The sequence below is a fragment of the Devosia sp. RR2S18 genome, assembly GCF_030177755.1.
GTDB lineage: Bacteria > Pseudomonadota > Alphaproteobacteria > Rhizobiales > Devosiaceae > Devosia > Devosia rhizosphaerae.
Genome location: NZ_CP126539.1, coordinates 1318003 through 1339229 on the forward strand (window position 1 = coordinate 1318003; position 21227 = coordinate 1339229).

Here is a 21227-nt window from a genome sequence, read left to right on the forward strand (position 1 = left end):
TCTAAACAGAATAGAAAAGAACATGACTGAAACAACAATTGCCAAGTGGGATTCCTTTGAAGCTCAGTTCAGCGGACCTGCGGAAGGTAATCCGTTCCGGGAGGTTACCTTTGAGGCATACTTCCAGCAGAACAGTCGCGTTGTGCGGGTACCTGGTTTTTATGATGGAGACGGTACCTATAAGGTGCGTTTCATGCCCGACAATGAAGGACGTTGGAGCTATTCGACCAAGTCTTCGGCTAGCGAACTTGAAGGTCTGAGCGGCCAGCTTGATGTTGGCCCTGCGGGTGGAGGCAATCATGGTCCAGTCCACGTGCGAAACACGTTTCACTTCGGCTATGCTGACGGAACACCCTATCTCCCTTTCGGCACCACCAGCTACGCGTGGACTCATCAGCCGCTCGGGCTACAGCAGCAGACACTCGACACGCTGCGATCGACGCGTTTCAACAAGATGCGCATGGGCGTTTTTCCCAAAGACTATCCGTTCAATGTCAACGAACCACTCTACGACATTTATCAGCGTGACTCCGAGGGTGAGCTCGACTTCGATCGACCCAATCCAGAGGCCTTTCGGCACCTCGAGCGGCAAGTGGCAGCATTAAGAGATATTGGCATAGAAGCCGACCTCATTATCTTTCACCCCTATGACCGTTGGGGCTACAGCGCGATGAGCGAGCAGCAGGATTATGGGTACGTCGAGTACTTAACAGCCCGGCTCGCTGCTTACCGGAATGTCTGGTGGTCGCTCGCCAACGAATACGACTTTCTCCTCGACACCAAACCGATGACGCAGTGGGATCGATATTTTCAGATCATTGAGGAGAACGACCCTTATCGGCATCTGAAGTCCATCCACAATGGGGACGTGAATGCGAATTATGATCACCGCAAGCCTTGGGTGAGCCACGTTTGCATCCAGAACTGGGATGTCAAACGCACGCCGGAATGGCGTGATGCCTATGGCAAGCCAGTGATCAACGATGAGCCCGAGTACGAGGGCAACATCATGCTGTCCTGGGGCAACATATCTGCAGAAGAGCTTGTCCACCGCTATTGGATTACGCTGCTCCGCGGAGGCTATGCTGGTCACGGTGAAACCTTCATGCACCCTGACGATATACTCTGGTGGGCAAAAGGGGGCGTTCTCCACGGTGAAGCTTGGAAGCGTATCGGCTTTCTTCGCAATCTCCTTGAAGAAGATGCGAAGAACGGCCTTACTCCCATTGCCAACTCTGGAACTTGGCCTTGGAGCCGTGTTTCGGGAGCCACTGATGGCGAAGTTACCTACATATACCTTGGAGAGCATCAGCCAGTGATTTGGGCCCCAGGGCTGCCGCTCCATCCCGGTGACTATGAAGTGGATCTGATCGACACCTGGAACATGACGATGGAGCCGGCAAAGATAGTCGATGCGCCGGCCAATCACCCGACCCGACATGGGGCCGTGTACCGGCCGCGCCGCCCGGATGCCGCCATTGCCGTCGAATTGCCTGGCAAACCGCACCTCGCAATCCGCTGTCGCCCACGTCGATAGGGAGCAAGATTCATGTCCACCGTTCAAATTCGTGATCTTCGAAAAAACTACGGCGTTACTCCGGTAATTCACGGCGTCGACATCGACATCGCCGACGGCGAGTTCGTCATCCTCGTAGGACCGTCCGGTTGTGGAAAGTCGACGCTCCTTCGCATGATCGCCGGGCTGGAGGATGTCACCCGCGGCACCATCGCCATCGATGGCCGGACGGTGAACAATCTAGAGCCTAAGGACCGGGACATCGCTATGGTGTTCCAGAATTATGCGCTTTATCCTCAGATGACAGTGGCTCAGAATATGGGCTTCGCCTTGGAGATCCAAGGCATCAAGCGGGACGAGATCAAGCGTAAGGTCGACGAGGCAGCGGCAATCCTCAGCCTACAATCGCTTCTGGACCGCAAGCCTGCCCAGCTGTCAGGTGGGCAGCGGCAGCGGGTTGCGATGGGGCGTGCAATCGTACGGCAACCCAAAGTGTTCTTGTTCGATGAGCCGCTCTCCAACTTGGACGCTAAGCTCCGCGTTCAGATGCGAGCAGAGATCAAGAGTCTGCACCAGCGTCTGGGGACCACAATCGTTTATGTGACGCACGACCAGATCGAAGCCATGACCATGGCCGATAAGATCGTGGTCATGAACGGGGGGCGGGTGGAGCAGGTGGGCTCACCCCTAGAGTTGTATGATCACCCTCAGAACAAGTTTGTGGCAGGATTTCTTGGTTCGCCGGCCATGAACTTCATCAGCGGAACGCTCATTGCTGAAGGTATGAGGTTGTCAGATGCCACCGTTCTCCCACTCCAGCAGCAACTGCCGCAATCCTCGAAAGATGAGGTGGAGTTCGGCATTCGTCCGGAGCACATCGAGGTCGTGGCGGAGGGTGGTCTGAGCGCCCGAGTTCTGCTGATCGAGCCGACCGGGGCGGAAACGCACGTGGTGTTGGATGCCGCCGGGCAGGAGATTACGGCAGTGTTCAGAGACAGACTTGCTGTCGCTCCAGGAGATATAATCCAGGTGGCGTTTTCAGTTGGACGGGGCCATTTTTTTGGTTCTGACGGGAATCGGCTCTAGTCGCCGATGCTGACAGCGTGAGTCACATCGAGAGGCTTTCAAACTTGGCGCCATTGTGAGGCAGAACGTTATCTGACCTCGAAGACGACAACGAATACGGTGCAGATCGACGAACAAGACCTAGGCAAGGACTTGACGAATTAGAGACATTAGAACCCCGCCATTCAACAGAGGTCGGAGTGCTTTAGCTAGCCTCTGCGCTCAAGACCGTGGATTTGCTATCCAAGTTTCGAGGATGCCGCATATTGAGGACGCAAGAAAAAGTCCCGCCATCTCAGGGTCTGCATCGGTCCTGATCTGACCGGCCTCGATACCAGCCCTGATATGTTTGGCAAGTGTGGCCAACGTCTTGTCCCTAAGGGCGGCGATTTCCTCAGACAGAGCTTGCTCTCGCCTGTGGTCCGACAGCACGACTTGAGTCAGCAGCATTCGGGTGGGATCGGCGGTGAGGTGCATGAATACGGATCGCGTAAGTTCAAGAAGAGCCGGCAGCCCGAATAGACGATCGGCCAGGGGCACTGTCTTCTCGAATTCAATCGCTACATACGACGCCAAGGCCTTGAGGTATTGCTCCTTGGACCCGAAATGATGCGCGGGGAGGCCGCGGCTGTAGCCATGGGCGAACACCCTGCTAGGGCCTGAGGACAATCTTACCAAATCTTTTTCCGCTTTCGAGAGCCGAATGCGCTTTTGCCGCGTCGGCCAGGCTGAAAGCATCGCTTACCTGAGGTATCAAGACGCCCTGAAGCACATCGTTGAAGATGGACTGGCCAGCTACGACTAACTCGGACGCCTGAACCGAGTTCAAGCTGAACATGGAGAAGCTCGGCGAGCCGAAGAAAGTCTGCAGGAGAGCCATGCCAAAGTCGGCCGGAGGAAATCCCCCAGCTGCGCCGTTAAGCATGTAGCGCCCATTGGGTGAGAGCTTCCCGACAAATTCCGGAGTATCGAGACCGCCTACCGGGTCGATGATGACGTCGAACGAGCCAGCAAAGTCGGTTCCCAGATCGCGCCTCAGCACTTGATTCACGCCTAAAGCGGACAGACGATCGGCTGCTCCCGAATTGGCAATTGCAGTTACCGTAGCGCCGCGCCGCAATGCCATTTGCACGGTTGTCAGACCTATACCGCCACTCGCGCCGCGCACGAGGACGTGATCGGCCGACTGAAGCTGGGCCCGCTGCAGACTGAAATGAGCGACAAGCGCGTTTGACGCCTAGTGCAACGGCTGCATCGGCAGAGAGCATATCGGGCAGCGCCATGAGGTTTGATTCTGCGGCTAGCAATTCAGGGGGCGAGCGCATAAGATCTGCGTCGAAGCCCACATCTATGTCTGATAGCGAGCCAGAACCGGTCGATCTCCTCTCGGCCCATTCCGGCCGGTCGGAGACCTTTCAGGCAGTCAATATGCCGTGGTACCGATCTGTTGGCTAAGTTAGTCTTGGTGGAATGTTGCAGTCACTGCACCCAAGCCGGGTGCATTAGCGGTGGCTTTTCGGCCGCCGAAATCGACCGGCCCGAGGCGAGCTCCCGTGGTGACGACAGTGCCAGCCGTGAGTGGGCTGCCACGCCTAGATGCGTGGTCAGCAAGCCAAGCAAGGGCGGCAAGCACATTGTCGGTGCTAGAACCGGCTGCAGTTTCTGCAGCTCGCTCACCATCTAGTTCCAGGCTCAGCGCCTGCGTTCCGAATTCGGGCATTTCGCCGAAGTAGATGGCCGGACCGAGCACGATGGCGCCGTTGCTCTGCAGATCGGCAAAGGCGGCCAGCTGGGGTACTGCAGTGCGATCCGAGTATCGTGACGACAAAAGCTCGAGCGCCAGGTGCACCGAGCCGATTGCCTGTCTGGCGTCTTGGGGGCTCGAGCCTGCTGCGAGGTCGCGAGCGAGCGTGACTGCTACTTCCACTTCGACGCCAAGACCCTTGAAATCGGTAAGGGACAGCTGAGTGCCGTCTGTGTGAAGGCTCTCGGCCGGCAGCGGAGAACAAAAGGGTTCACCCTGCTGCGGGACCGGACTGATTTTCCAGGCACCGAGACAGCCTAGAGCGGCAATGGTTTCGTCCTGGATCGCGTAGGCCGCCGCCAAGTTGCTCGGAACCAACTCCGGGGGCAGGTGATCTATCGTGGTGCCAGTGCGCCGATGGTGAAGTAGCAGTGAAGTCAAACCGCAGGTCATGAGTGAGCCAAAGCTCCAGTTGGTGAAAGCAGGAACCGGTGGTGGCCCGAAGCCAAAGTGGTGAGGTGCCGCCCGCCGGCAAACTGCCAGCCACTCGGTAGCTCCAGCTGGACCCTGCAGTTTGGCGGTATCTCAACGATCCACTTGACGTTGCTGCCCTCGAAGTCCCACTGGCTAACGAAGCGACCAGGGTGAGCCGTGTACATCGCACGGCAGGAGCCGATAGCCTGATGGAAGAGGGGACGCAGCACAGCTCCCATGTACCCCGGTGAGTTGGGGTCCCAGTCGATGCCGGCCAGCCGCGACCATATCCATTCCCCCACAGAACCATACGCGTAGTGATTGAAGGAGTTCATGTTGGTACTCTGGAAGCCCTTTTGAGGGGTCCACCCGTCCCACCGCTCCCAGATTGTGGTAGCACCGTGCGCTATCGAAAAGCCCCAACTGGGGTATGTCTCCTTGAGCAGCATGGCCACTGCAAGATCGTCGCGACCAATGGCAGTCAGCACCGGCAGCAGGTGGCGAACTCCTAGGAAACCTGTCTGCAGATGGCCGTCCGCTGCTTTAATCAATTCCACCAGGCGCGTGGCGGCATGATTGCGTTGGTCGCGTGCAAGAAGCCCGAAATCGAGTGCTAAAAGGTATGCGGTTTGCGTGTCGCTGGTTAGCTGATGGTCAGCGGTGACAAAGGCCGAGGTGAAAGCCGCACGGATACTGTCTGCGGTCTGGCGGTGACGTGCAGCGTCGGTTGCCCGGCCGAGTACATCGGCGATACGGGACAAGAGATCAGCAACCCTGTACCAGTATGCAGTTGCGACCAGTGTCCGGTCCGTAACGGGCCCAACGCTCAGCCAGTCGCCGTAATTGTTGTAGACGGCGTTGCGGCGGATGAAATCAGGGTTGGCTCGACCGATGTGCTCGGCCCATGCCTCAAGTGCCGGCCAGTAGCGTTCGAGGAGGCCGCGGTCGGCATAGCGCAGCCAATGTTCCCAGGCCATGATCACCGGGGCATCACCCCAACCGGGAGCTCCGGGCTGCGGCGTTAGCCGATAAGGGTTGAGCGGCTTGGTGGGAGCGACGTCGGGGAAAGCGCCGTCACGCGACTGACCATCCACTATGTCTAGCATCCATTTGGTGAGAAAGGCCGAGACGTCCATGAAGTAGCCGGCGGTTTTCCAGAAGACCTGGGCGTCGGCGGTCCAGCCATAGCGCTCGTCGCGTTGCGGGCAATCGGTTGGGACGGAGAGAAAGTTGCCTCGCTGGCTCCAGAAGATGTTGGAGAGGAGCTGATTGACCAGTGGGTGACCTGTCTCGATAACGCCAGTGACCGATGTATCGGTTTGGACGGTAATTCCGGTCATGGAAACCTGGTCGGGCGAGATGCCGTCCGGCAAGGTCAGTTCGACATAACGGAAGCCGTGAAAGGTGAAGCGCGGCTTGAAGGTCTCAGTGCCGTTCCCCGAGGCGACGAAGATGTCGATCGCCACGGCGTGGCGGAGATTGGCCGTATAGAGTTCGCGGTCCGCGTCGAGCGTCTCGGCATGACGGATGGTGAAACGGTCTCCTGAGCGGCCGCTGACACGAAGCTCCACATAGCCGGCAATGTTCTGGCCCAGATCGAAGATCGCTGCGCCGCTGCGGGCATGATGGGAGAAGCTGGCGGGGAGGCGGGCTACTTCGCGCGCTGGCTGGACGCGTGCAGCATCGAGCTGGGGCGCACCGGGGTCAGGCACGAAGACTTCGACTCGCTGCCAGCCGGAAAGTTCGCAGTCGGGGGTGTTCCAATTCGCGATCTCCAGTCGGGCGTCATACATCTCGCCCATCAGGAAATCGGAATAGCAGATCGGGCCTTGCCGGGTTTGCCAATGCTCGTCGGTGCAGACGATCTGGCTGGTGCCATCTCCATAATGCAGATGCAGCTGGCACAAGAGGGCAGGGCGGCCGCCATAGTGATTGCCGGCGCGGCGTTGGTTGTGGCCAACGCGGCCGGAATACCAACCCTCGCCAAGAATTGCACCTAGGACATTGTTACCGGCACGAACCAGATCAGTCACATCGTGTACCTGGTACTCAACCCGGGTGTGATAGTCGGTCCAGCCGGGGGCCATGACATCTTCGCCCACTCGCTGACCGTTCATGTAGGCTTCATAAAGGCCAAGGGCGGTGATGTAGAGCGTGGCACGGATTGGTGCCTGGGAGGTAGCGAAGTCGCGGCGTACATAGTCCGCGGGACGCGCTTGCCAGAGGTTGTCGTAGATATTGTCGGCGGGAGCTTCGCGACCAGCGGGCAACACAAAATATCGTGCTATCCACTCTGCCTCCCAATCCGCCGCCGCGAGACCGGTAAAGATCATTGCGGGTTTAGATGGTGCGGATGGAGTGTTGTTTTCGTCCCAGCAGGTTACAATCCAGGTCAGCACAGCGTCGGACGAGAGGCGCGGTCCGCCATATGGAATCAGTTGCGTCTGGTTGGACGGCACCTTGCCACTGTCCCAAATAATGCCGTCTTCGTTGCGGAGCTCAACGCGGTAGGCGGTCTGCCATCGGTCCTTTCCTTCTGCTTCGAGGGCCCAGGAGAAGCGGGGGACGGACGTGTTGAGGCCACGCGCCGTGAACATGTGCTCGCAACGCAGGTTATAAGGGATGAGCAGGGTCATGAGACCTTTGGTTCTAGAGTTCGAGTGCCCGCTCGCGTGCGTTCATCATGTGACGGTCCATGGCGTCGATAGCTGCGTGGGGGTCACGGCCCCGAATGGCGGCAATTATCGCGAGGTGATCGCCAAAGGCAGAGGGCAGGACGCCTGCGGAAAGAGTAATGCGGTCCAGCTTGATTAGCCTGATGCGAATTGCATTGACGGCATAAGCCTGGACCAAAAGTTCATTCTGAGTGCCGGCAACAAGGAGGTTGTGAAAGCCGTCATCGATCTGCTGACCGCGCTCGAACACGTCAGAGGAAGGTTGCTGACGGACCTCTTCGAGAATATTGCGATGGAGGGATTCCTGCTGATCGAGCGCCGTATCATCCAACTTGCGGACCGCAGTGAGAACAGCTTCACGCTCGAAGGCCATACGCATCTGGAAAGCCTGCCGGATCATCGGCAGGTCAATCTGGGTAATTTGGATGCCGCGCTGCGGCATCACACTGAGTAGACCTTCAAACTGCAACCGGGGCAGGAGTTCGCGCAACGCGCCGATGGAAAGCCCCAGCAGGGCAACCAGATCGCGCTGGGAAACAAACTGGCCGGGCCGCAATCGGCCATCGAACAAGGCATGTCGGAAACGCTCATAGGCCGCCTGCTTCACCGAGCGCAACTCGGGTTCACCTGCTTTGGCGACAGCTTCGGCGGTCATGACATCCTCCCGTGGCCGCGTTCAATTCACGCGGCTGCATCAAACCCGGATTTCGCAAAGCTTTCCAGCAGCTTTCCACGGCCTACCTCATCCAGCGCCTTGAGCGGCGGGAGGACACGGGCGTAGTTTTCGTCACCCAGATAGGTGGCAAGAGCCGCCTTTAGCGCGACCAAGGAGCCGTGTCGATCAACAGCCAGGATGCGTTCAGTCTGCTTGGCAAGGATCTCTGCATTGGTGCGGTCGTCATAAAGACGCCGGAGATCTCGCGCGAAGACATTAGGCATGCCGCCGATCATGCCGGCGCCGCCACTGGCCAGCAGTGTGGGAAGGACACGATCATCGCCGGTGAACACGGCCAAGTCGGGGAAGCTCTTTGCCAGCATAACGCCGTTTTGCACATCGCCGGTGGAATCCTTGATGCCTACGATGCGCGACCCGTGGCGTTTGACGATAGTTTCGACCAGCTCCCTGGTGAAGCGGATCCGGCTCATCTGCGGGATATTGTAGAGCAGGAGATCGATCTGCGTTGCTGACTCGGTGCGCTCGATCAATGCGTCGTACCATCCTGCAACGCCGGCTTCGGAGGTGCCGTAGTAAAAAGGTGGAAGGACGAGAGCGGCGCGGCAGCCCGCGTTGGCGATACCCACCAACATGGTCGCTGCATCATCCAAGGTAGGGGTCATGACGCCAGGCACCTGCCGGCTCATGTCAGCGCCTGCTGCGCTCAAAGAGCGGAGAGCATCCAGTTTCTCAATTGTGGAGAGGGAGGCACCTTCTCCTGTAGTGCCGAAAGTCGAAACGAAGGAGCAGCCATTGTCCAGAAGCCGCTGCGTGTGGCGGGCCAGGCGGTTCACATCTATCGACAGGTCCTCGGCTAGCGGAGTGATCGAAGCGGCGATGACGCCTTCCAAAGGGGCAGCAGACACAGGATTCTCCTCATTTGCCAACTGATACAATCAGCACGACGATCAGACTTCGCATCACTGTTTACATGAGTGATAAGTTAATGCAAGGTGCAGGCCGTTGCTCAGGGGTACTGCCACCAAGGCTACCCCTGTGCCCGCTCTTAACCCTTGGAGGAGGGACATCATGAAATTGAAGACCGTCGCCCTTGCCGCCGTTTCGATCATGGCGCTTTCGATAGCCGCTCAGGCGCAGGATAAGCTGGAACTGAAATATACCGTTCCTAGCGTGCCGACCGATCTGCACACTCAGGCCATGCAGGTCTTCGCAGACAAGCTGGAAGAGCTGGCGCCTGCCCGTTTTGACATTCAGCTATACGACTCCGGTTCGCTGTTCGCCCAAGGCGCCGATCTCGATGCGTTGCAGCGTGGCAATGCGGAAATGACCTACGTGTCCTTCCAGTTGATCGCAGACAACATTCCTGAGTATGGGGTGCTCACGGCCGGTTACCTGTTCCAGAGCCCTGAACACTACCGGGCATTCATGGACAGCGACCTAGGCGCCGAATTCAAGCAGCGTGTGTCGGACGAGATGGGTATCCAACTCCTCGACACCTGCTACTTGGGCACTCGCCAGCTAAACCTGCGCGATGCCCGCGATGTGCAGACTCCGGAAGATCTCTCAGGCGTTAAGCTGCGCATGCCTTCGTCCGACGCTTGGCTGTTCCTCGGGCAGGCATTGGGCGCTAATCCCACGCCGCTGCCGTTTGGCGAAGTCTATCTCGGCCTTCAGTCAGGCACGATTGACGCGCAGGACAATCCGCTTCCCACAGTGGAAGCCGCCAAGTTCTACGAAGTCACTGAACAGGTAGTCCTCACCAGTCATCTGGTCGACGGCATCAATGTCGCTGTCAACAATCAGACCTGGGAGCAACTGACCGACGAGGAGAAGGCTGCCATGACGGAGGCTGCCGTGGCTTCCTGCGACTGGAACAACGAAAAGCGTGTTGCCGAGGAAGAGCGCCTCGTGGCCTTCTTGGAAGAGCAGGGTCTGCAGGTCACGACGCCCGATATTGAAGCATTCCGCAGCCATGTGCAGGACTTCTATCTCAATTCAGACCGCGCGGCGTCCTGGCCGGAAGGCTGGATCGACCAGATCAACGCTATGGCTTCCGAGTAAGCGATGACTGAAACTTCCGCATCCGTTCGGCAGATGCCCGCCTGGTTGCGGTTTCTCAAGGAGGGCGCCGATCTTGTCGGCGTCCTTCTTTTTACGACCGCGTTCCTCGGCTTTGTCGTCCAGGTGTTCTTCCGCTATGTGATGAACAGCCCGATCCTTTGGACCGAAGAAGTCACCATGATTGCCTTCGTCTGGACGGTCTTCTGGGCGGCTGCTTTCATGGTCAACATTCGCGACCATGTAACCTTCGACGTGGTCTATGAGCTGGTCTCGCCACAGGTAAAGCGCGTAATGGCGATCTTTGCCATGGTGGTCCTGATCATCGCTTTTGTGCTGCTCATTCCCGCCACTTGGGACTACCTGCAGTTTCTCCTGCGCAAGCGCAGTCCAGTTCTTCGGCTTCCCATGGCGTGGATCTACGGCTGCTACTTACTGTTTGTCGTCAATTTTACCATCCAAGCCGCGTGGCGGCTGTGGCGCCTGTTCACGCCCGAGTGGACCAAGCAGATCTAGGCCGACGAGGGTTCTCAATGCTGGCTGAATACGCCCTTCCCATAATGCTCGTGATACTGATCGCGACGACTGTCGCCGGTCTGCCCATGGGCATTGCCATGATTGCTTCCAGCGTCCTCTACCTCTTCATCTCCGGCCGCGATGTGGGCCTGGGCGCTGAAATGGTGCTCAATGGCGTGTTCGGCAATTTCGTCGCTCTTGCGGTGCCCTTGTTCATCTTCGCTGCGAACATCATGGATGCCGGCAAGATCTCGGATCGACTGCTGACCTTCTGCCTGGCGCTCGTGGGTAGGTCACCCGGCGGCATGGCGCAGGTCAACATCGTTACGAGCCTCATCTTTTCCGGCATGAGCGGCTCGGCAGTCTCGGACGCCGCTGGCGTCGGCAAGGTGGTGACCGACATGATGATCAAGGACAATCGATATCCGCCGGGATACGCAGGAGCGTTGACGGCAGCTACTGCGGTTGTGGGGCCGATTTTTCCGCCATCTATTCCGATGGTCTATTATGCGCTGGTGTCCTCGGCGTCGATCGGCGCACTCTTTCTGGCCGGCGTGGTTCCAGCCCTGATCATCGTGGTGCTGCAAATGGCCGCGGCATTCGTGGTTGCCAAGCGTCGTGGATTTCCAGTGGAAGAGGCCATACCTTTCCGCCAGTTTCCTCTGATCCTCCTGCGAGCCTTTCCTGCGCTATTGATGCCGGTCATCCTTCTCGGGGGCATCTACTCGGGCGCTTTTACGCCCACCGAAGCTGCCGCCGTTTCCGCCTTCTACGCACTTGTTCTCGCGGTTTTCGCCTATCGCGCTCTAAGCTTCAGAGGCTTTGCCGCAGTGGTGTACTCCACAGTCAAAACCACCGCTGTCGTCACGACGGTGCTCTGCGGCGCCTTCATCTTCAACTATGTCATCGCCGTCGAGCGTATTCCGCAGATGGTGTTCGAGTTCTTCAGCTATTACCAGTTCGAGCAGTGGATGTTCCTGCTGCTGCTCAACATCCTGTTTCTGCTGCTTGGATGCCTGCTGGACGTGTCGACCATCCAGTTGGTGATCGTGCCGCTGTTCATTCCGACCGCTCTGGGTCTGGATATCGACCTGGTGCACCTGGGGGTGGTGCTGGTGCTAAATATGATGATCGGGCTCATTACCCCGCCAATGGGCGTGTTGTTGTTCATCATCAAGGCCCTGAACGGTATCAAGCTGAGCGACATGATCCGTGAGCTCTGGCCGCACTTTTTGCTGCTGCTGACGGTGTTGTTCTTGATCACATATATGCCTGACCTAGTGCTCTGGCTACCACGGCAGGCCGGGGCTATGCAGTAATCCAATGGCGTGATGGAGAGATTCCAAGCGGCAACTCGGATCCTGTCCAGCAGCTGGACCAAAGGATGCGGTTCCTTGCTCCTTGCACCTGAGCAGCGCTGCCGCAGGTATGCAGCCAATGACGAGCAGATTGAAGGGCAATGCGTCTCACATGTCTTTAGCTCGTCACTGGCGTCGCCGCAGAGCTGGTGAGGTTTACCGTTCGTAAACTGCCGCACTTCGATAGTGCTGGCCTCATTATCCCAGGAGGCACCATGAGCGACGCTGGCATTGCAGGCGGACGTATCCGGTCGTTCGTTGAACGTATCGAACAGGTCGAAGCGGAAATCGCTGAACTGAACGAAGGCAAGAAAGAGATTTTCGCCGAAGCGAAGGGCGAAGGCTTTGATATCAAGGTGATCAAAGAGATCATCAAGTTGCGCAAGCAGGACCAGGATGAGCGCGACGAGCACGAAACTCTCTTGGACCTCTACATGCGGGCCATGGACAACGCTCAACCATCCGACGAAGCCAAGGCTGCGTAAATCTCAACGCCGGGCGGCTACCCGCTCGGCGGCTCACCGTATCGGGAATAGTCCGAGCTCGTTGCGGTGAGCGGCGAAGGACAGCGCACCAAACCGGTCTGCAAAGCGCCCCATTCTTGCCGTTCAGGCGTTCGGCTGCACCCGCCAAAAGATGCCGGTCCGCTGAGCCGCCAGCAATGACAAAAATGGGGTGGTTTGCCGACAGGCAGCTTTCGGCCTTATGGCCAGGTAAGCGGACGTTCCAATTTGCGAGTGTCACCGTTTCTGTCGTCTCCGAAGTGAGTCACTACGTTGGTACTTCGGCTATTTCCAACTCTCTGCATCCCGCTGGATAGAAGTAGGGCGCGACGACGTCGGCGGCGCTGGCGTATTCGACATCGGGGCTGGACTTGACCTAAGTGGCTTGTTTAGCCTGCCGCCATGGCGCATCCGAACCATACATATTCACCGCTGAGTACGCTTAAGCCGGTCTGCGAAGAGGTTTGGATTGTCGACGGCCCGGTGATCGAGTTTGGGCCCCCACTGGCCAAAATGCAGTTTCCAACACGAATGACCATCATCAGGCTGGAAGGCGGGGAACTGTTCATCCATTCTCCCACCACCTTGACCACTGAGCTTAAGGCGGAAGTGGAAGGAATTGGAACTCCGAAGTGGATCATTGGCCCGAACAAAATTCACTACTGGTGGATCCCGGATTGGAGAGATGCCTTTCCCCAAGCGCAGGTTTATCTGGCGCCAGGCATTCCTAAACGTGCTGGCGATCGTATCAAGTTCGGTCATCTGCTGCTGAGTGAGCGGGCAGGCTATCCCTGGGACTACTCGATTGAGACCCTACCAATCCGGAGCAGCTATATGACCGAGGTGGAGTTCTTCCACCGCCCGAGCCGGACCCTGGTGTTGACCGATCTCATCGAGAACTTCGAGCCGCGTAAGCTGGGCCTCTTAGGTCGCCTATTAGCGAGGCTCGGCGGGGTTTTAGACCCCGATGGGCAGATGCCCCGCGATATGCGGCTAACATTTCGACACGAGCGGCAGCAGTTGCAGCAGGCCGTCGAGCAGATGATCTCGTGGGCACCAGAAAGGATCATTCTGGCGCACGGCCGCTGGTATGAGGCCGACGGAGCTATGGAGTTGCGCCGAGCCTTTGGGTGGCTGTTTCGTTGAGCGCCTGCGGCTTTTCCATGAGGGCAGCCAGCCTTTACCAGGCGGAACTTCATGGGATGCTGCAAGTCCAGCTGAGATCACACGACGATGTCGGCCGCCACCAGCGCTAAGCCGAGCGTTGCGAAATTCCAGGAGAACGTTCGCGCCACGGTATCCCTGCTGCGTAAAGCGGCAGATAGATGATCAGAGCCCTAACAAAGAGGGGCGCACCTATGGAGCTGAGATTGCTGCTTGTTTGAAGCACAAGGATCAGCAGGACAGTCGCGGCGACGGCGGGAAAGGAGTTCTGTAGCCGCTTCCCGGTCCAGTTCGATGAACACGCTTCGTCTGTCTTCCGGATTGAGCAGTCGACGGGTGTATCCGGCCACCCTCGAGTCGATTCGGCAAGGCCGCGCCCGATCCCGAACTGAGATGCGGTCAGTTGGGGATTGACGCCGGCAAACGATCATGAATTCTCGTGCTGACCGACTATCTAGGCCGCACTGGCGCTGACATCAGCGAAGCAGCCCACTCCGTTCAAACTCGGCCCACCCTTTGAGCAGGTGACGTGCGGCGTCTCCGGCATTGTCATCGGCGACCGGCTTCGCCTTGGCCGCTGCCTTCACCTCGCGCACTAGTTTCCTGTTCCAGGCGGCCTGCCGCCTGTTCTCGGCCTTGGTGATCGCGTCGTCTTCCCGCCACGCCGATACCAAATCCTCGTTCAGCACCTCTTCGACGCGGCGGGGATCGAAGACGTGGAAGGTTATCTTCTTTGCCCGGCCCCGAAGTTTCACCGTGCGCGTGCCAGCGCTTTGAAGGCGGCCGTCCTTGAGCCAGCGATGTCGCTCGGTAGTAGATATCGACAGGATGTCCTGGATCTCGCGCGGGATCACCGGCAGACTGTCTATCCCTTCTAGTCCCTTCGATATAATGGCCGATGCGGACTCAAAGTCGTCCTCCATGCCCTCTGGCATGCGCAGGGCCAGGACTATGCCAGTGACATCGAGTGACTTCTTGATGTTCGAAGGCAGTCGGGCGCGCACTTCGAGCAGAATGCCCTTGACCCTTACCGAGGATCCCAGAGTTGCTGCTGCGGGCAAGGTCCACTCCTGGACCAGGGCGAGAGGCGCTGCGACTTTACGATTGGGTGCCATGACCGTCAGATAGGTCCTCAGAGCAAAGCTTCAACACGTAGCTGGCCGATGCACTACTCCTAAAGATCGAGAGCGAAGCCACGAAACGCGACCAGTATCGGTCCGCAGCCTTGTCCGGTCATGCGTTTGACAATCGAGAACGGGCCGTCGAAATTACCCGCTACCTGATTGATGCGGTCAAGCCGACACTAGCTAAATTCTCGCTCGAAATGGTCCCCTGGCTCGTGACCGATATACCTCAGAACTACCTCAAGCTCCCCACCGCTTTGCTTCTTGACAAGCGAACCACGATGATCGCGCTGACCGTTCTGACGGTGCTGACCTTGACCAAGAACGCTTACATGGCGAGCTTGTCGAGCTACTACACCTTCTTCCTGATCGACAAATTCCAGGTTGGGGTTCAGGACGCGCAGCTTCTTCTCTTTGTCTTCCTGGGCGCATCGGCCCTGGGCGTGTTCCTGGGTGGCCCCATTGGTGACCGGTTTGGTGCGAAGTTCGTCATCTGGTTCTCGATTTTAGGGGTGCTGCCCTTCACCCTTGCTTTGCCGTATGCGGATCTCACCTGGACCGTCATTCTGACTATCCTCACTGGGCTGATCTTCTCATCGGCGTTCTCGGCAATCGTGGTGTTCGCGCAGGAACTGATGCCGGGGCGAATAGGAATGATTGCTGGCATCTTCTTCGGCTTTGCCTTTGGTGCGGGCGGCATAGCGGCCGCCGCACTCGGTGCCTTGGCTGATACTACCAGCATCGAGCATGTGTTCTGGCTGTGCTCTTTCTTGCCATTGGCCGGGTTGCTGACCGTATTCCTGCCCGACATGGGAAAGGTGCGGTGAGGTCGAGGCAACTCCCGCTCATGATTTCCGCTGCTCAGTGACGTATCAACCTGCTTACCGCCCGCCTGCGCTGCAATCCATATACCCGAACAGGCTATCCGCCCCTGCGGCAGCAGCTCCGTCACAAAAGCCCCGAGGTCAGCTGTGCTGCGACAAAAATGGGCAGAATGCCTGTTTGTTGTTCGCGATCCTGATGTCAGTGGGGTAATGAGTTCACGACCCTGTGCTTACGGACTCAAAGAGCAAACCGATGATCGACGAGAAACTAGAGCCGCTCCTCGAGCAGGTGCTGCACCGCAACCCGGGCGAGCCCGAGTTCCATCAGGCGGTTCGCGAAGTGCTGGAAAGCCTCGGACGGGTGGTCGCGAAGCGGCCCGATTATCTCGAGCATGCCCTCATTGAGCGCATCTGCGAACCCGAGCGACAGATCATATTCCGGGTGCCCTGGGTGGACGACAAGGGGCAGGTGCAGATTAATCGTGGCTTCCGGGTTCAGTTCAACTCGGCTCTGGGACCCTATAAAGGTGGCCTTCGTTTCCACCCCTCGGTGAATGTCGGGATCATCAAGTTCCTGGGGTTTGAGCAGACCTTCAAGAACGCTCTCACCGGCATGCCCATCGGTGGCGGCAAGGGCGGGGCGGACTTTAACCCGCGGGGACGGTCCGATGGCGAGGTCATGCGGTTCTGCCAATCGTTTATGACTGAACTGTCCCGCCATATCGGGGAGCACACCGATGTTCCAGCTGGTGACATCGGTGTGGGAGGGCGCGAGATCGGCTATATGTTCGGCCAGTACAAGCGACTGACCAACCGCTACGAAGCGGGTGTGCTCACCGGCAAGGCGCTGTTCTATGGCGGCTCACGGGCCCGCACCGAAGCGACTGGCTACGGGAACACCTATTTCATCCAAGCCATGCTTGAGACCAAGGATCAGAGCTTCGAAGGCAAGAAGGTGGTGGTTTCCGGCTCGGGCAACGTTGCGGTCTATAGTGTCGAGAAGGTGCAGTCCTTCGGCGGCAAGGTCGTCGCGGTCTCCGACAGCTCCGGTTATGTAGTCGACGAAGCGGGGATAGACCTTAAGCTACTCAAGGAGGTCAAAGAGGTTCGCCGCGGGCGCATTGCCGACTATCTGGAGCTCAAGGGCCAAGGCGGTGGTGCCCACTTCGTCAAAGCCGGGGAAGGCTCCATTTGGGACGTACCCTGCGACGTCGCCATGCCCTCTGCGACCCAGAACGAGCTTACCGGCAAGGACGCCAAAACCCTGGTGTCCAACGGCGTCGTCGCTGTGGGGGAGGGGGCAAACATGCCCTCGACCCCTGAGGCTATCCGCATCTTCCAGGAGGCTGGGGTCATGTTTGCGCCCGGCAAGGCTGCCAACGCCGGCGGGGTCGCGACGTCAGCCCTCGAGATGCAGCAGAACGCCTCCCGTGATAGCTGGAGCTTCGACAAGACCGAGGCAAGACTGGCCGAGATCATGCGAACCATTCACGATACTTGCGCCAGCACCGCTGACGAATATGGCGCACCCGGTGACTACGTGCTGGGCGCCAACATCGCCGGCTTTGTGCGGGTGGCGGAGGCCATGCGCGCATTAGGTGTGATCTGACTCTCTGGAAGATCGGCCTAATTGACAATGCGGCACGCAAGGCCTCCTTACTCCGATTGACTGCACAACATTTGCGCGGAACGGACGAAATTTAGGCGCTAGGCCTTTGAGCTTTCCCAGTTCCGCTGCTACTCAGCTCCCATGTTGCGACTAGCGCTTCTCAACCAGCTCCTGCCCAACCTCGTTCCTGTCAGTGGGCAGGAACGACTGCGTGCTGCGTTGGGGGCGTTCGCCGGAATATTGGTGACGGGAATCGTGACTGCTGCTGCGGTTGGCTCCGACGCAGGAACCCCGCTGTTGATGGCACCAATTGGTGCCTCGGCTGTGCTGCTATTTGCAGTGCCAACCAGCCCACTCGCCCAGCCCTGGTCGATCCTGGCTGGCAATTGCCTGGCGGCGCTGGTGGGCGTCACGGCCGCTATTCTCATTCCTCAGCCACTGGTTGCTGCAGCTTTCGCCGTGGCAGTCAGTATAGGGCTGATGCTGACCTGTCGTTGCCTTCATCCGCCCAGCGGCGCCGTTGCGCTTACGGCCGTGATCGGCGGTCCGGCGATTACAGAGCTCGGCTATGGCTTCATACTATGGCCTGTCGGGCTTAATTCCGTGCTCCTGTTGCTCTTGGCCCTCTTGTTCAACAAGTTGACCGGGAAAGAATACCCGCACCGTCCGAGCCCGAGCGTGGGGAGTGGGGGCGGCGGTAGCCTCGGCGTCACGATCGAGGACCTGACAACCGCCATCAAGGAACGAGACGAGGTTGTGCCCATAGACCCGGCCGATCTGGACGAGGTTTTGCAACGTGCAGAGGCGATGGCCTTCTCACGACGATCCGGAGGTGTGACCGCGGGTTCAATCATGTCACGCGAGGTGATCACGGTCGCACCCGCTACCACTCTACGGGTGTGTCTGCGGTTGCTGCGGAGCCATGGCCTCAAGGCATTGCCCGTTGTTGAAGATGATCGAACCGTTGTCGGCATACTCACCGCAACTGACCTGCTGGAAAAGGCGGACTGGGGTCCAGCTCCCGTTGCCACGGGGCTCGGCTGGCGTTTGCGCGCGAAGACGAACTCAGACCGGCCTCTTCGTGGCAAGGCACGTGAGCTGATGAGTGCGCAAGTCCGTTGTGTCTCCCAGGCAATGCCGATCGCCCGCGTAGTACAGGTGATGGCCGAGACGGGCCACCACCACCTGCCGGTGCTCGATGATCAGGGCATCCTCATTGGCGTGGTGACGCAGTCGGACGTGCTTTCCGCACTCTTTCACGTCAATGCCGAGGAACTAGCGCTGACTGCTTAATCTTTTTGCAGCAGCACTTCACTACCAGTCCGTGATGGCTGGTCCCGCAACTGAACGCTGGCGCTAGCACCCACTGGTGCGCCGTGTCCGTGCCCAGCACCACGCAACACGCCGAAATAGTCGAGCTCGCGGATCATGGTGGAAAGCCATGGAGCAGGCGGAAGTGGGAAGGCGCATGTCGTGGATCGAGAGAGGCCAGGTATCCAGGTGATTGTGAACCAGGCCGAGCTGAAAGGTTGTGGGTAGAATGAGTTAAGCATGTGGTTTAACGAGGCGAAGCAAAGCAACGTGGCAAGATCCTCACCGATTGCGATAGACGACGGGGACGGTCGGTGATCAAGGAAACGATTGCGCAGCGGTACCATCGTTATTACGACTGGCTCCTGAAGCTGGGGTTGATACGCACGCTTACCATTTTCACGCTGATTGCCATCAGCACTTCGGTGCTGGTGACCGCCTTGGTCATGCTGGTCATGCCCGACTCGCGCGACTATTTCTGGTACAACATGTTTGTTGCAGTAGTGTCACCGCTGGTCAGCGCACCAGGCCTGGCCACAATTGTCCTCGCTATGGTCTACCAACTGAATGCGGCCCAGACGGCGCTGACGCTGGCTGCTGCCGCAATACCTACGGTCGACCAACTTCGCGATCTCCGCGCAACGCCCAAATGGAATGACTAGCCTCACCCAGCGCAGTTTTTGGTGCGCCGGTTATGTTCTGGCGCCGAAGGTAATTCGCCTGCTATGCGTGGCGAAGTGCCTTGAGGTCTCCCCATGAAAGCTCCTCGCCTGCTTCTGAGCCAACGGCTCTTTCTGCTCACGGCCGCCGCCTTGCTGCCGGCGGTCGCGATCCTGGGGTTCAACGAAGTTTCGCTTCGGCAGTCCCGGGCCGAAGAGCTGCATACATACGCTGCTCGACTGGCCGAGCAGGCCTCCTTGGAAATGGAGCGCATCGTTACCGGTGCAGCAGCCCTTATGGTGGCCATCGCTAGTGCTCCTCCAGTACAACAGCAAGAGGAGGAAGGCTGTGCGGCTTATCTCCGTCAACTGCAGCGGACTCTACCTCAGGTCAGCATCCTCACTGTTGCTGACCTTGAGGGCCAAGTGGTCTGTTCCTCAGGGTCGGGTGCCGCCGGTGAGGAGTTGGTCGCAGAGACGAGCGACGTCATCTCCGTCCTGCAGGGCGGCGCGTTCTTCTCAGTCGGTCACCATGTGGATTTGGGAAGGTCTGCAGGTTTGTCGCTGGGAACACAGGTCATGGACGACGCTGGTGCGCTCAGCGGGTATGTGCTGGCGACCGTTAGTCTCGACTACCTTGGAGAAATAGTTCGAGAGCGATCGTATAGCGCCGGTAGCGCGCTCACCATTGCGGATCGCAACGGCATAATACTGGCGCGTGAGCCACTCCCGGAACAATTCGTCGGCACTTCCATTCAGGAGCGGTTCGTCCACCTGGTAACCGCCAGCGAAAGCGGCACCATGGAGATGGTTAGCCAGGATGGTACCAGACGCATTCTGGGCTACGAACCCGCCTCAGGAGGTCTCGGACTCTACATCAGTGCTGGCGTTTCGGTGGAGGAGGCGTTCGCGCCGATCAACCAAGCCTTTTACCGGGGACTGGGCTTCTCACTGGCAGGAGCAATTCTGGCATTTGCTCTCGCTTGGGGCTTCGGGCGGAGCTTCATCCAGCTACCCTTTAACCGCCTCCTCAACACGATCGATCATTGGAGAGGAGGCGACAGAACGGCCAGAACCAACATGCAAACCGGCGCAACCGAGTTTCATCGCCTCGGCATGGCCATCGATGACATGCTCGACGAGATTGGTGAGCGCCAGATCGCGCAGGAGAAGGCGGAAGCGCACCGAGACCTGCTCGCACGGGAGCTCAACCATCGCGTCAAGAACTTGCTCGCGACGGTGCAAGCCCTCGCCAGGCAGACCTTCAAATCACCCATGCCAGAAGGGGAGAAGGTGGAAGTGTTCACTGGCAGGCTTCGGGTCTTGGCGGACGCGCACAATCTCTTGGTCGACCAGCAGGAGGAGAGTGCTGATCTGGAAGGCACCCTCCGTGTGGCCGTTACGCCGTTCGAAGAGTCTGAGAGCGCTCGGTTCCATCTCGCAGGCCCATCACTCATTTTGAAGCCAAAGGCTGCCCTATCCCTCGCGTTGGCGGTGCACGAACTCTGTACCAACGCGGCAAAGTACGGCGCCCTCTCGAACGATGTCGGGAGCGTCGACATCACCTGGATGCTACCTGGCGATGATCAACTTGTAATAGAGTGGTCGGAACGAGCCGGTCCTACGGTGACCGAGCCGTCCAGAACTGGTTTCGGTTCTCAGTTGATCAGCCGCTCCATGCATGCCGATCTGGCAGCAGAGGTGGAATACCTCTACGCCCCCGCTGGGCTTAAATGCACCATCCGAGCATCGGCGACGCAAGCCTTGGTCATGCCGGAAGCGTTCGATACGCCGACAGCGTCTGGCCCGAGGCAAGGGAACCCTCAAGAGGCTTCTCTATAGCCCTAAGGTTTTCGAGTGGCAGCTTTAGCCCGCGGGTCAGCCTTGTGCCGACCAGCGGCGGTCTGGTTCACTCAGCGAGATCGGCTACTATTCGGCATTGCAGCCCTTC

General features: G+C 58.6%; 17 protein-coding genes and 1 pseudogene. 12 read left to right on the top strand and 6 right to left on the bottom strand.

Annotated elements, in window-relative coordinates; all coding sequences use genetic code 11:
• Positions 1–22 precede the first annotated feature (22 nt).
• A complete protein-coding gene (locus QOV41_RS06400; RefSeq protein WP_284580293.1) occupies positions 23–1537 on the top strand; it encodes a DUF5060 domain-containing protein in 1515 nt (504 codons plus the stop codon).
• A 12-nt stretch (positions 1538–1549) separates the two neighbouring features.
• On the top strand, positions 1550–2602 hold the full coding sequence (locus tag QOV41_RS06405; protein ID WP_284580294.1) for an ABC transporter ATP-binding protein: 1053 nt from the start codon (positions 1550–1552) through the stop codon (positions 2600–2602).
• 631 nt (positions 2603–3233) lie between these two features.
• On the opposite strand, the gene QOV41_RS06410 is transcribed toward QOV41_RS06405, so the two are convergent.
• From QOV41_RS06410 to QOV41_RS06430, 5 genes are all read right to left on the bottom strand, one after another.
• A complete protein-coding gene (locus QOV41_RS06410; RefSeq protein ID WP_284580295.1) occupies positions 3234–3707 on the bottom strand; it encodes a zinc-binding dehydrogenase in 474 nt (157 codons plus the stop codon).
• 330 nt (positions 3708–4037) lie between these two features.
• Positions 4038–4688 carry a fumarylacetoacetate hydrolase family protein gene (locus QOV41_RS06415; RefSeq protein WP_284580296.1) on the bottom strand — a complete coding sequence of 217 codons (651 nt, stop codon included), beginning with the start codon at positions 4686–4688 and terminating at the stop codon, positions 4038–4040.
• Between the two features lie 86 nt (positions 4689–4774).
• On the bottom strand, positions 4775–7435 hold the full coding sequence (locus QOV41_RS06420) for an alpha-L-rhamnosidase (RefSeq protein WP_284580297.1): 2661 nt from the start codon (positions 7433–7435) through the stop codon (positions 4775–4777).
• A gap of 13 nt (positions 7436–7448) precedes the next feature.
• Positions 7449–8129, bottom strand: coding sequence for a GntR family transcriptional regulator (locus tag QOV41_RS06425; RefSeq protein WP_284580298.1), 681 nt, complete (start codon positions 8127–8129; stop codon positions 7449–7451).
• Positions 8130–8155: 26 nt separating this feature from the next.
• Complete coding sequence (locus tag QOV41_RS06430) at positions 8156–9055, bottom strand: dihydrodipicolinate synthase family protein (protein ID WP_284580299.1); 900 nt, start codon at positions 9053–9055, stop codon at positions 8156–8158.
• A 163-nt stretch (positions 9056–9218) separates the two neighbouring features.
• On the opposite strand from QOV41_RS06430, the gene QOV41_RS06435 reads away from it, so the two are divergent.
• The 5 genes from QOV41_RS06435 (at position 9219) to QOV41_RS06455 (ending at position 13731) form a co-directional block, all read left to right on the top strand.
• On the top strand, positions 9219–10211 hold the full coding sequence (locus QOV41_RS06435) for a sialic acid TRAP transporter substrate-binding protein SiaP (protein WP_284580300.1): 993 nt from the start codon (positions 9219–9221) through the stop codon (positions 10209–10211).
• A gap of 3 nt (positions 10212–10214) precedes the next feature.
• Positions 10215–10724, top strand: coding sequence for a TRAP transporter small permease (locus tag QOV41_RS06440; RefSeq protein WP_284580301.1), 510 nt, complete (start codon positions 10215–10217; stop codon positions 10722–10724).
• 17 nt (positions 10725–10741) lie between these two features.
• The gene (locus tag QOV41_RS06445) at positions 10742–12043 is read left to right on the top strand and encodes a TRAP transporter large permease (RefSeq protein ID WP_284580302.1); all 1302 of its coding nucleotides are present in this window, start codon (positions 10742–10744) and stop codon (positions 12041–12043) included.
• A gap of 254 nt (positions 12044–12297) precedes the next feature.
• Entirely contained in the window at positions 12298–12567 is a 270-nt protein-coding gene (locus tag QOV41_RS06450; RefSeq protein ID WP_284580303.1) for a DUF2312 domain-containing protein, read from the top strand.
• Between the two features lie 420 nt (positions 12568–12987).
• Positions 12988–13731, top strand: coding sequence for a DUF4336 domain-containing protein (locus tag QOV41_RS06455; RefSeq protein WP_284580304.1), 744 nt, complete (start codon positions 12988–12990; stop codon positions 13729–13731).
• Between the two features lie 494 nt (positions 13732–14225).
• On the opposite strand, the gene QOV41_RS06460 is transcribed toward QOV41_RS06455, so the two are convergent.
• Positions 14226–14864 (bottom strand): hypothetical protein, encoded by a 639-nt coding sequence (locus tag QOV41_RS06460; protein ID WP_284580305.1) that lies wholly within the window; start codon positions 14862–14864, stop codon positions 14226–14228.
• Between the two features lie 296 nt (positions 14865–15160).
• On the opposite strand from QOV41_RS06460, the pseudogene QOV41_RS06465 reads away from it, so the two are divergent.
• The 5 genes and pseudogenes from QOV41_RS06465 to QOV41_RS06485 all read left to right on the top strand — a co-directional run.
• Positions 15161–15700 (top strand): annotated as a pseudogene (locus QOV41_RS06465) (MFS transporter); the annotation flags it as partial.
• A 250-nt stretch (positions 15701–15950) separates the two neighbouring features.
• Positions 15951–17306, top strand: coding sequence for an NADP-specific glutamate dehydrogenase (gdhA, locus tag QOV41_RS06470; RefSeq protein ID WP_284580306.1), 1356 nt, complete (start codon positions 15951–15953; stop codon positions 17304–17306).
• A gap of 141 nt (positions 17307–17447) precedes the next feature.
• On the top strand, positions 17448–18599 hold the full coding sequence (locus QOV41_RS06475) for an HPP family protein (RefSeq protein WP_284580307.1): 1152 nt from the start codon (positions 17448–17450) through the stop codon (positions 18597–18599).
• Between the two features lie 332 nt (positions 18600–18931).
• Positions 18932–19279, top strand: coding sequence for a hypothetical protein (locus tag QOV41_RS06480; RefSeq protein ID WP_284580308.1), 348 nt, complete (start codon positions 18932–18934; stop codon positions 19277–19279).
• A 93-nt stretch (positions 19280–19372) separates the two neighbouring features.
• The gene (locus QOV41_RS06485) at positions 19373–21118 is read left to right on the top strand and encodes a sensor histidine kinase (RefSeq protein ID WP_284580309.1); all 1746 of its coding nucleotides are present in this window, start codon (positions 19373–19375) and stop codon (positions 21116–21118) included.
• Positions 21119–21227: the final 109 nt, after the last annotated feature.

Coding starts and splice junctions, on each gene's coding strand:
- QOV41_RS06460 (WP_284580305.1), bottom strand. CDS start 14,864: ATGGCACCCAATCGTAAAGTCGCAGCGCCTCTCGCCCTGGTCCAGGAG.
- gdhA (WP_284580306.1), top strand. CDS start 15,951: ATGATCGACGAGAAACTAGAGCCGCTCCTCGAGCAGGTGCTGCACCGC.
- QOV41_RS06420 (WP_284580297.1), bottom strand. CDS start 7,435: ATGACCCTGCTCATCCCTTATAACCTGCGTTGCGAGCACATGTTCACG.
- QOV41_RS06425 (WP_284580298.1), bottom strand. CDS start 8,129: ATGACCGCCGAAGCTGTCGCCAAAGCAGGTGAACCCGAGTTGCGCTCG.
- QOV41_RS06405 (WP_284580294.1), top strand. CDS start 1,550: ATGTCCACCGTTCAAATTCGTGATCTTCGAAAAAACTACGGCGTTACT.
- QOV41_RS06485 (WP_284580309.1), top strand. CDS start 19,373: ATGAAAGCTCCTCGCCTGCTTCTGAGCCAACGGCTCTTTCTGCTCACG.
- QOV41_RS06410 (WP_284580295.1), bottom strand. CDS start 3,707: ATGGCATTGCGGCGCGGCGCTACGGTAACTGCAATTGCCAATTCGGGA.
- QOV41_RS06455 (WP_284580304.1), top strand. CDS start 12,988: ATGGCGCATCCGAACCATACATATTCACCGCTGAGTACGCTTAAGCCG.
- QOV41_RS06450 (WP_284580303.1), top strand. CDS start 12,298: ATGAGCGACGCTGGCATTGCAGGCGGACGTATCCGGTCGTTCGTTGAA.
- QOV41_RS06435 (WP_284580300.1), top strand. CDS start 9,219: ATGAAATTGAAGACCGTCGCCCTTGCCGCCGTTTCGATCATGGCGCTT.
- QOV41_RS06440 (WP_284580301.1), top strand. CDS start 10,215: ATGACTGAAACTTCCGCATCCGTTCGGCAGATGCCCGCCTGGTTGCGG.
- QOV41_RS06475 (WP_284580307.1), top strand. CDS start 17,448: ATGTTGCGACTAGCGCTTCTCAACCAGCTCCTGCCCAACCTCGTTCCT.
- QOV41_RS06400 (WP_284580293.1), top strand. CDS start 23: ATGACTGAAACAACAATTGCCAAGTGGGATTCCTTTGAAGCTCAGTTC.
- QOV41_RS06445 (WP_284580302.1), top strand. CDS start 10,742: ATGCTGGCTGAATACGCCCTTCCCATAATGCTCGTGATACTGATCGCG.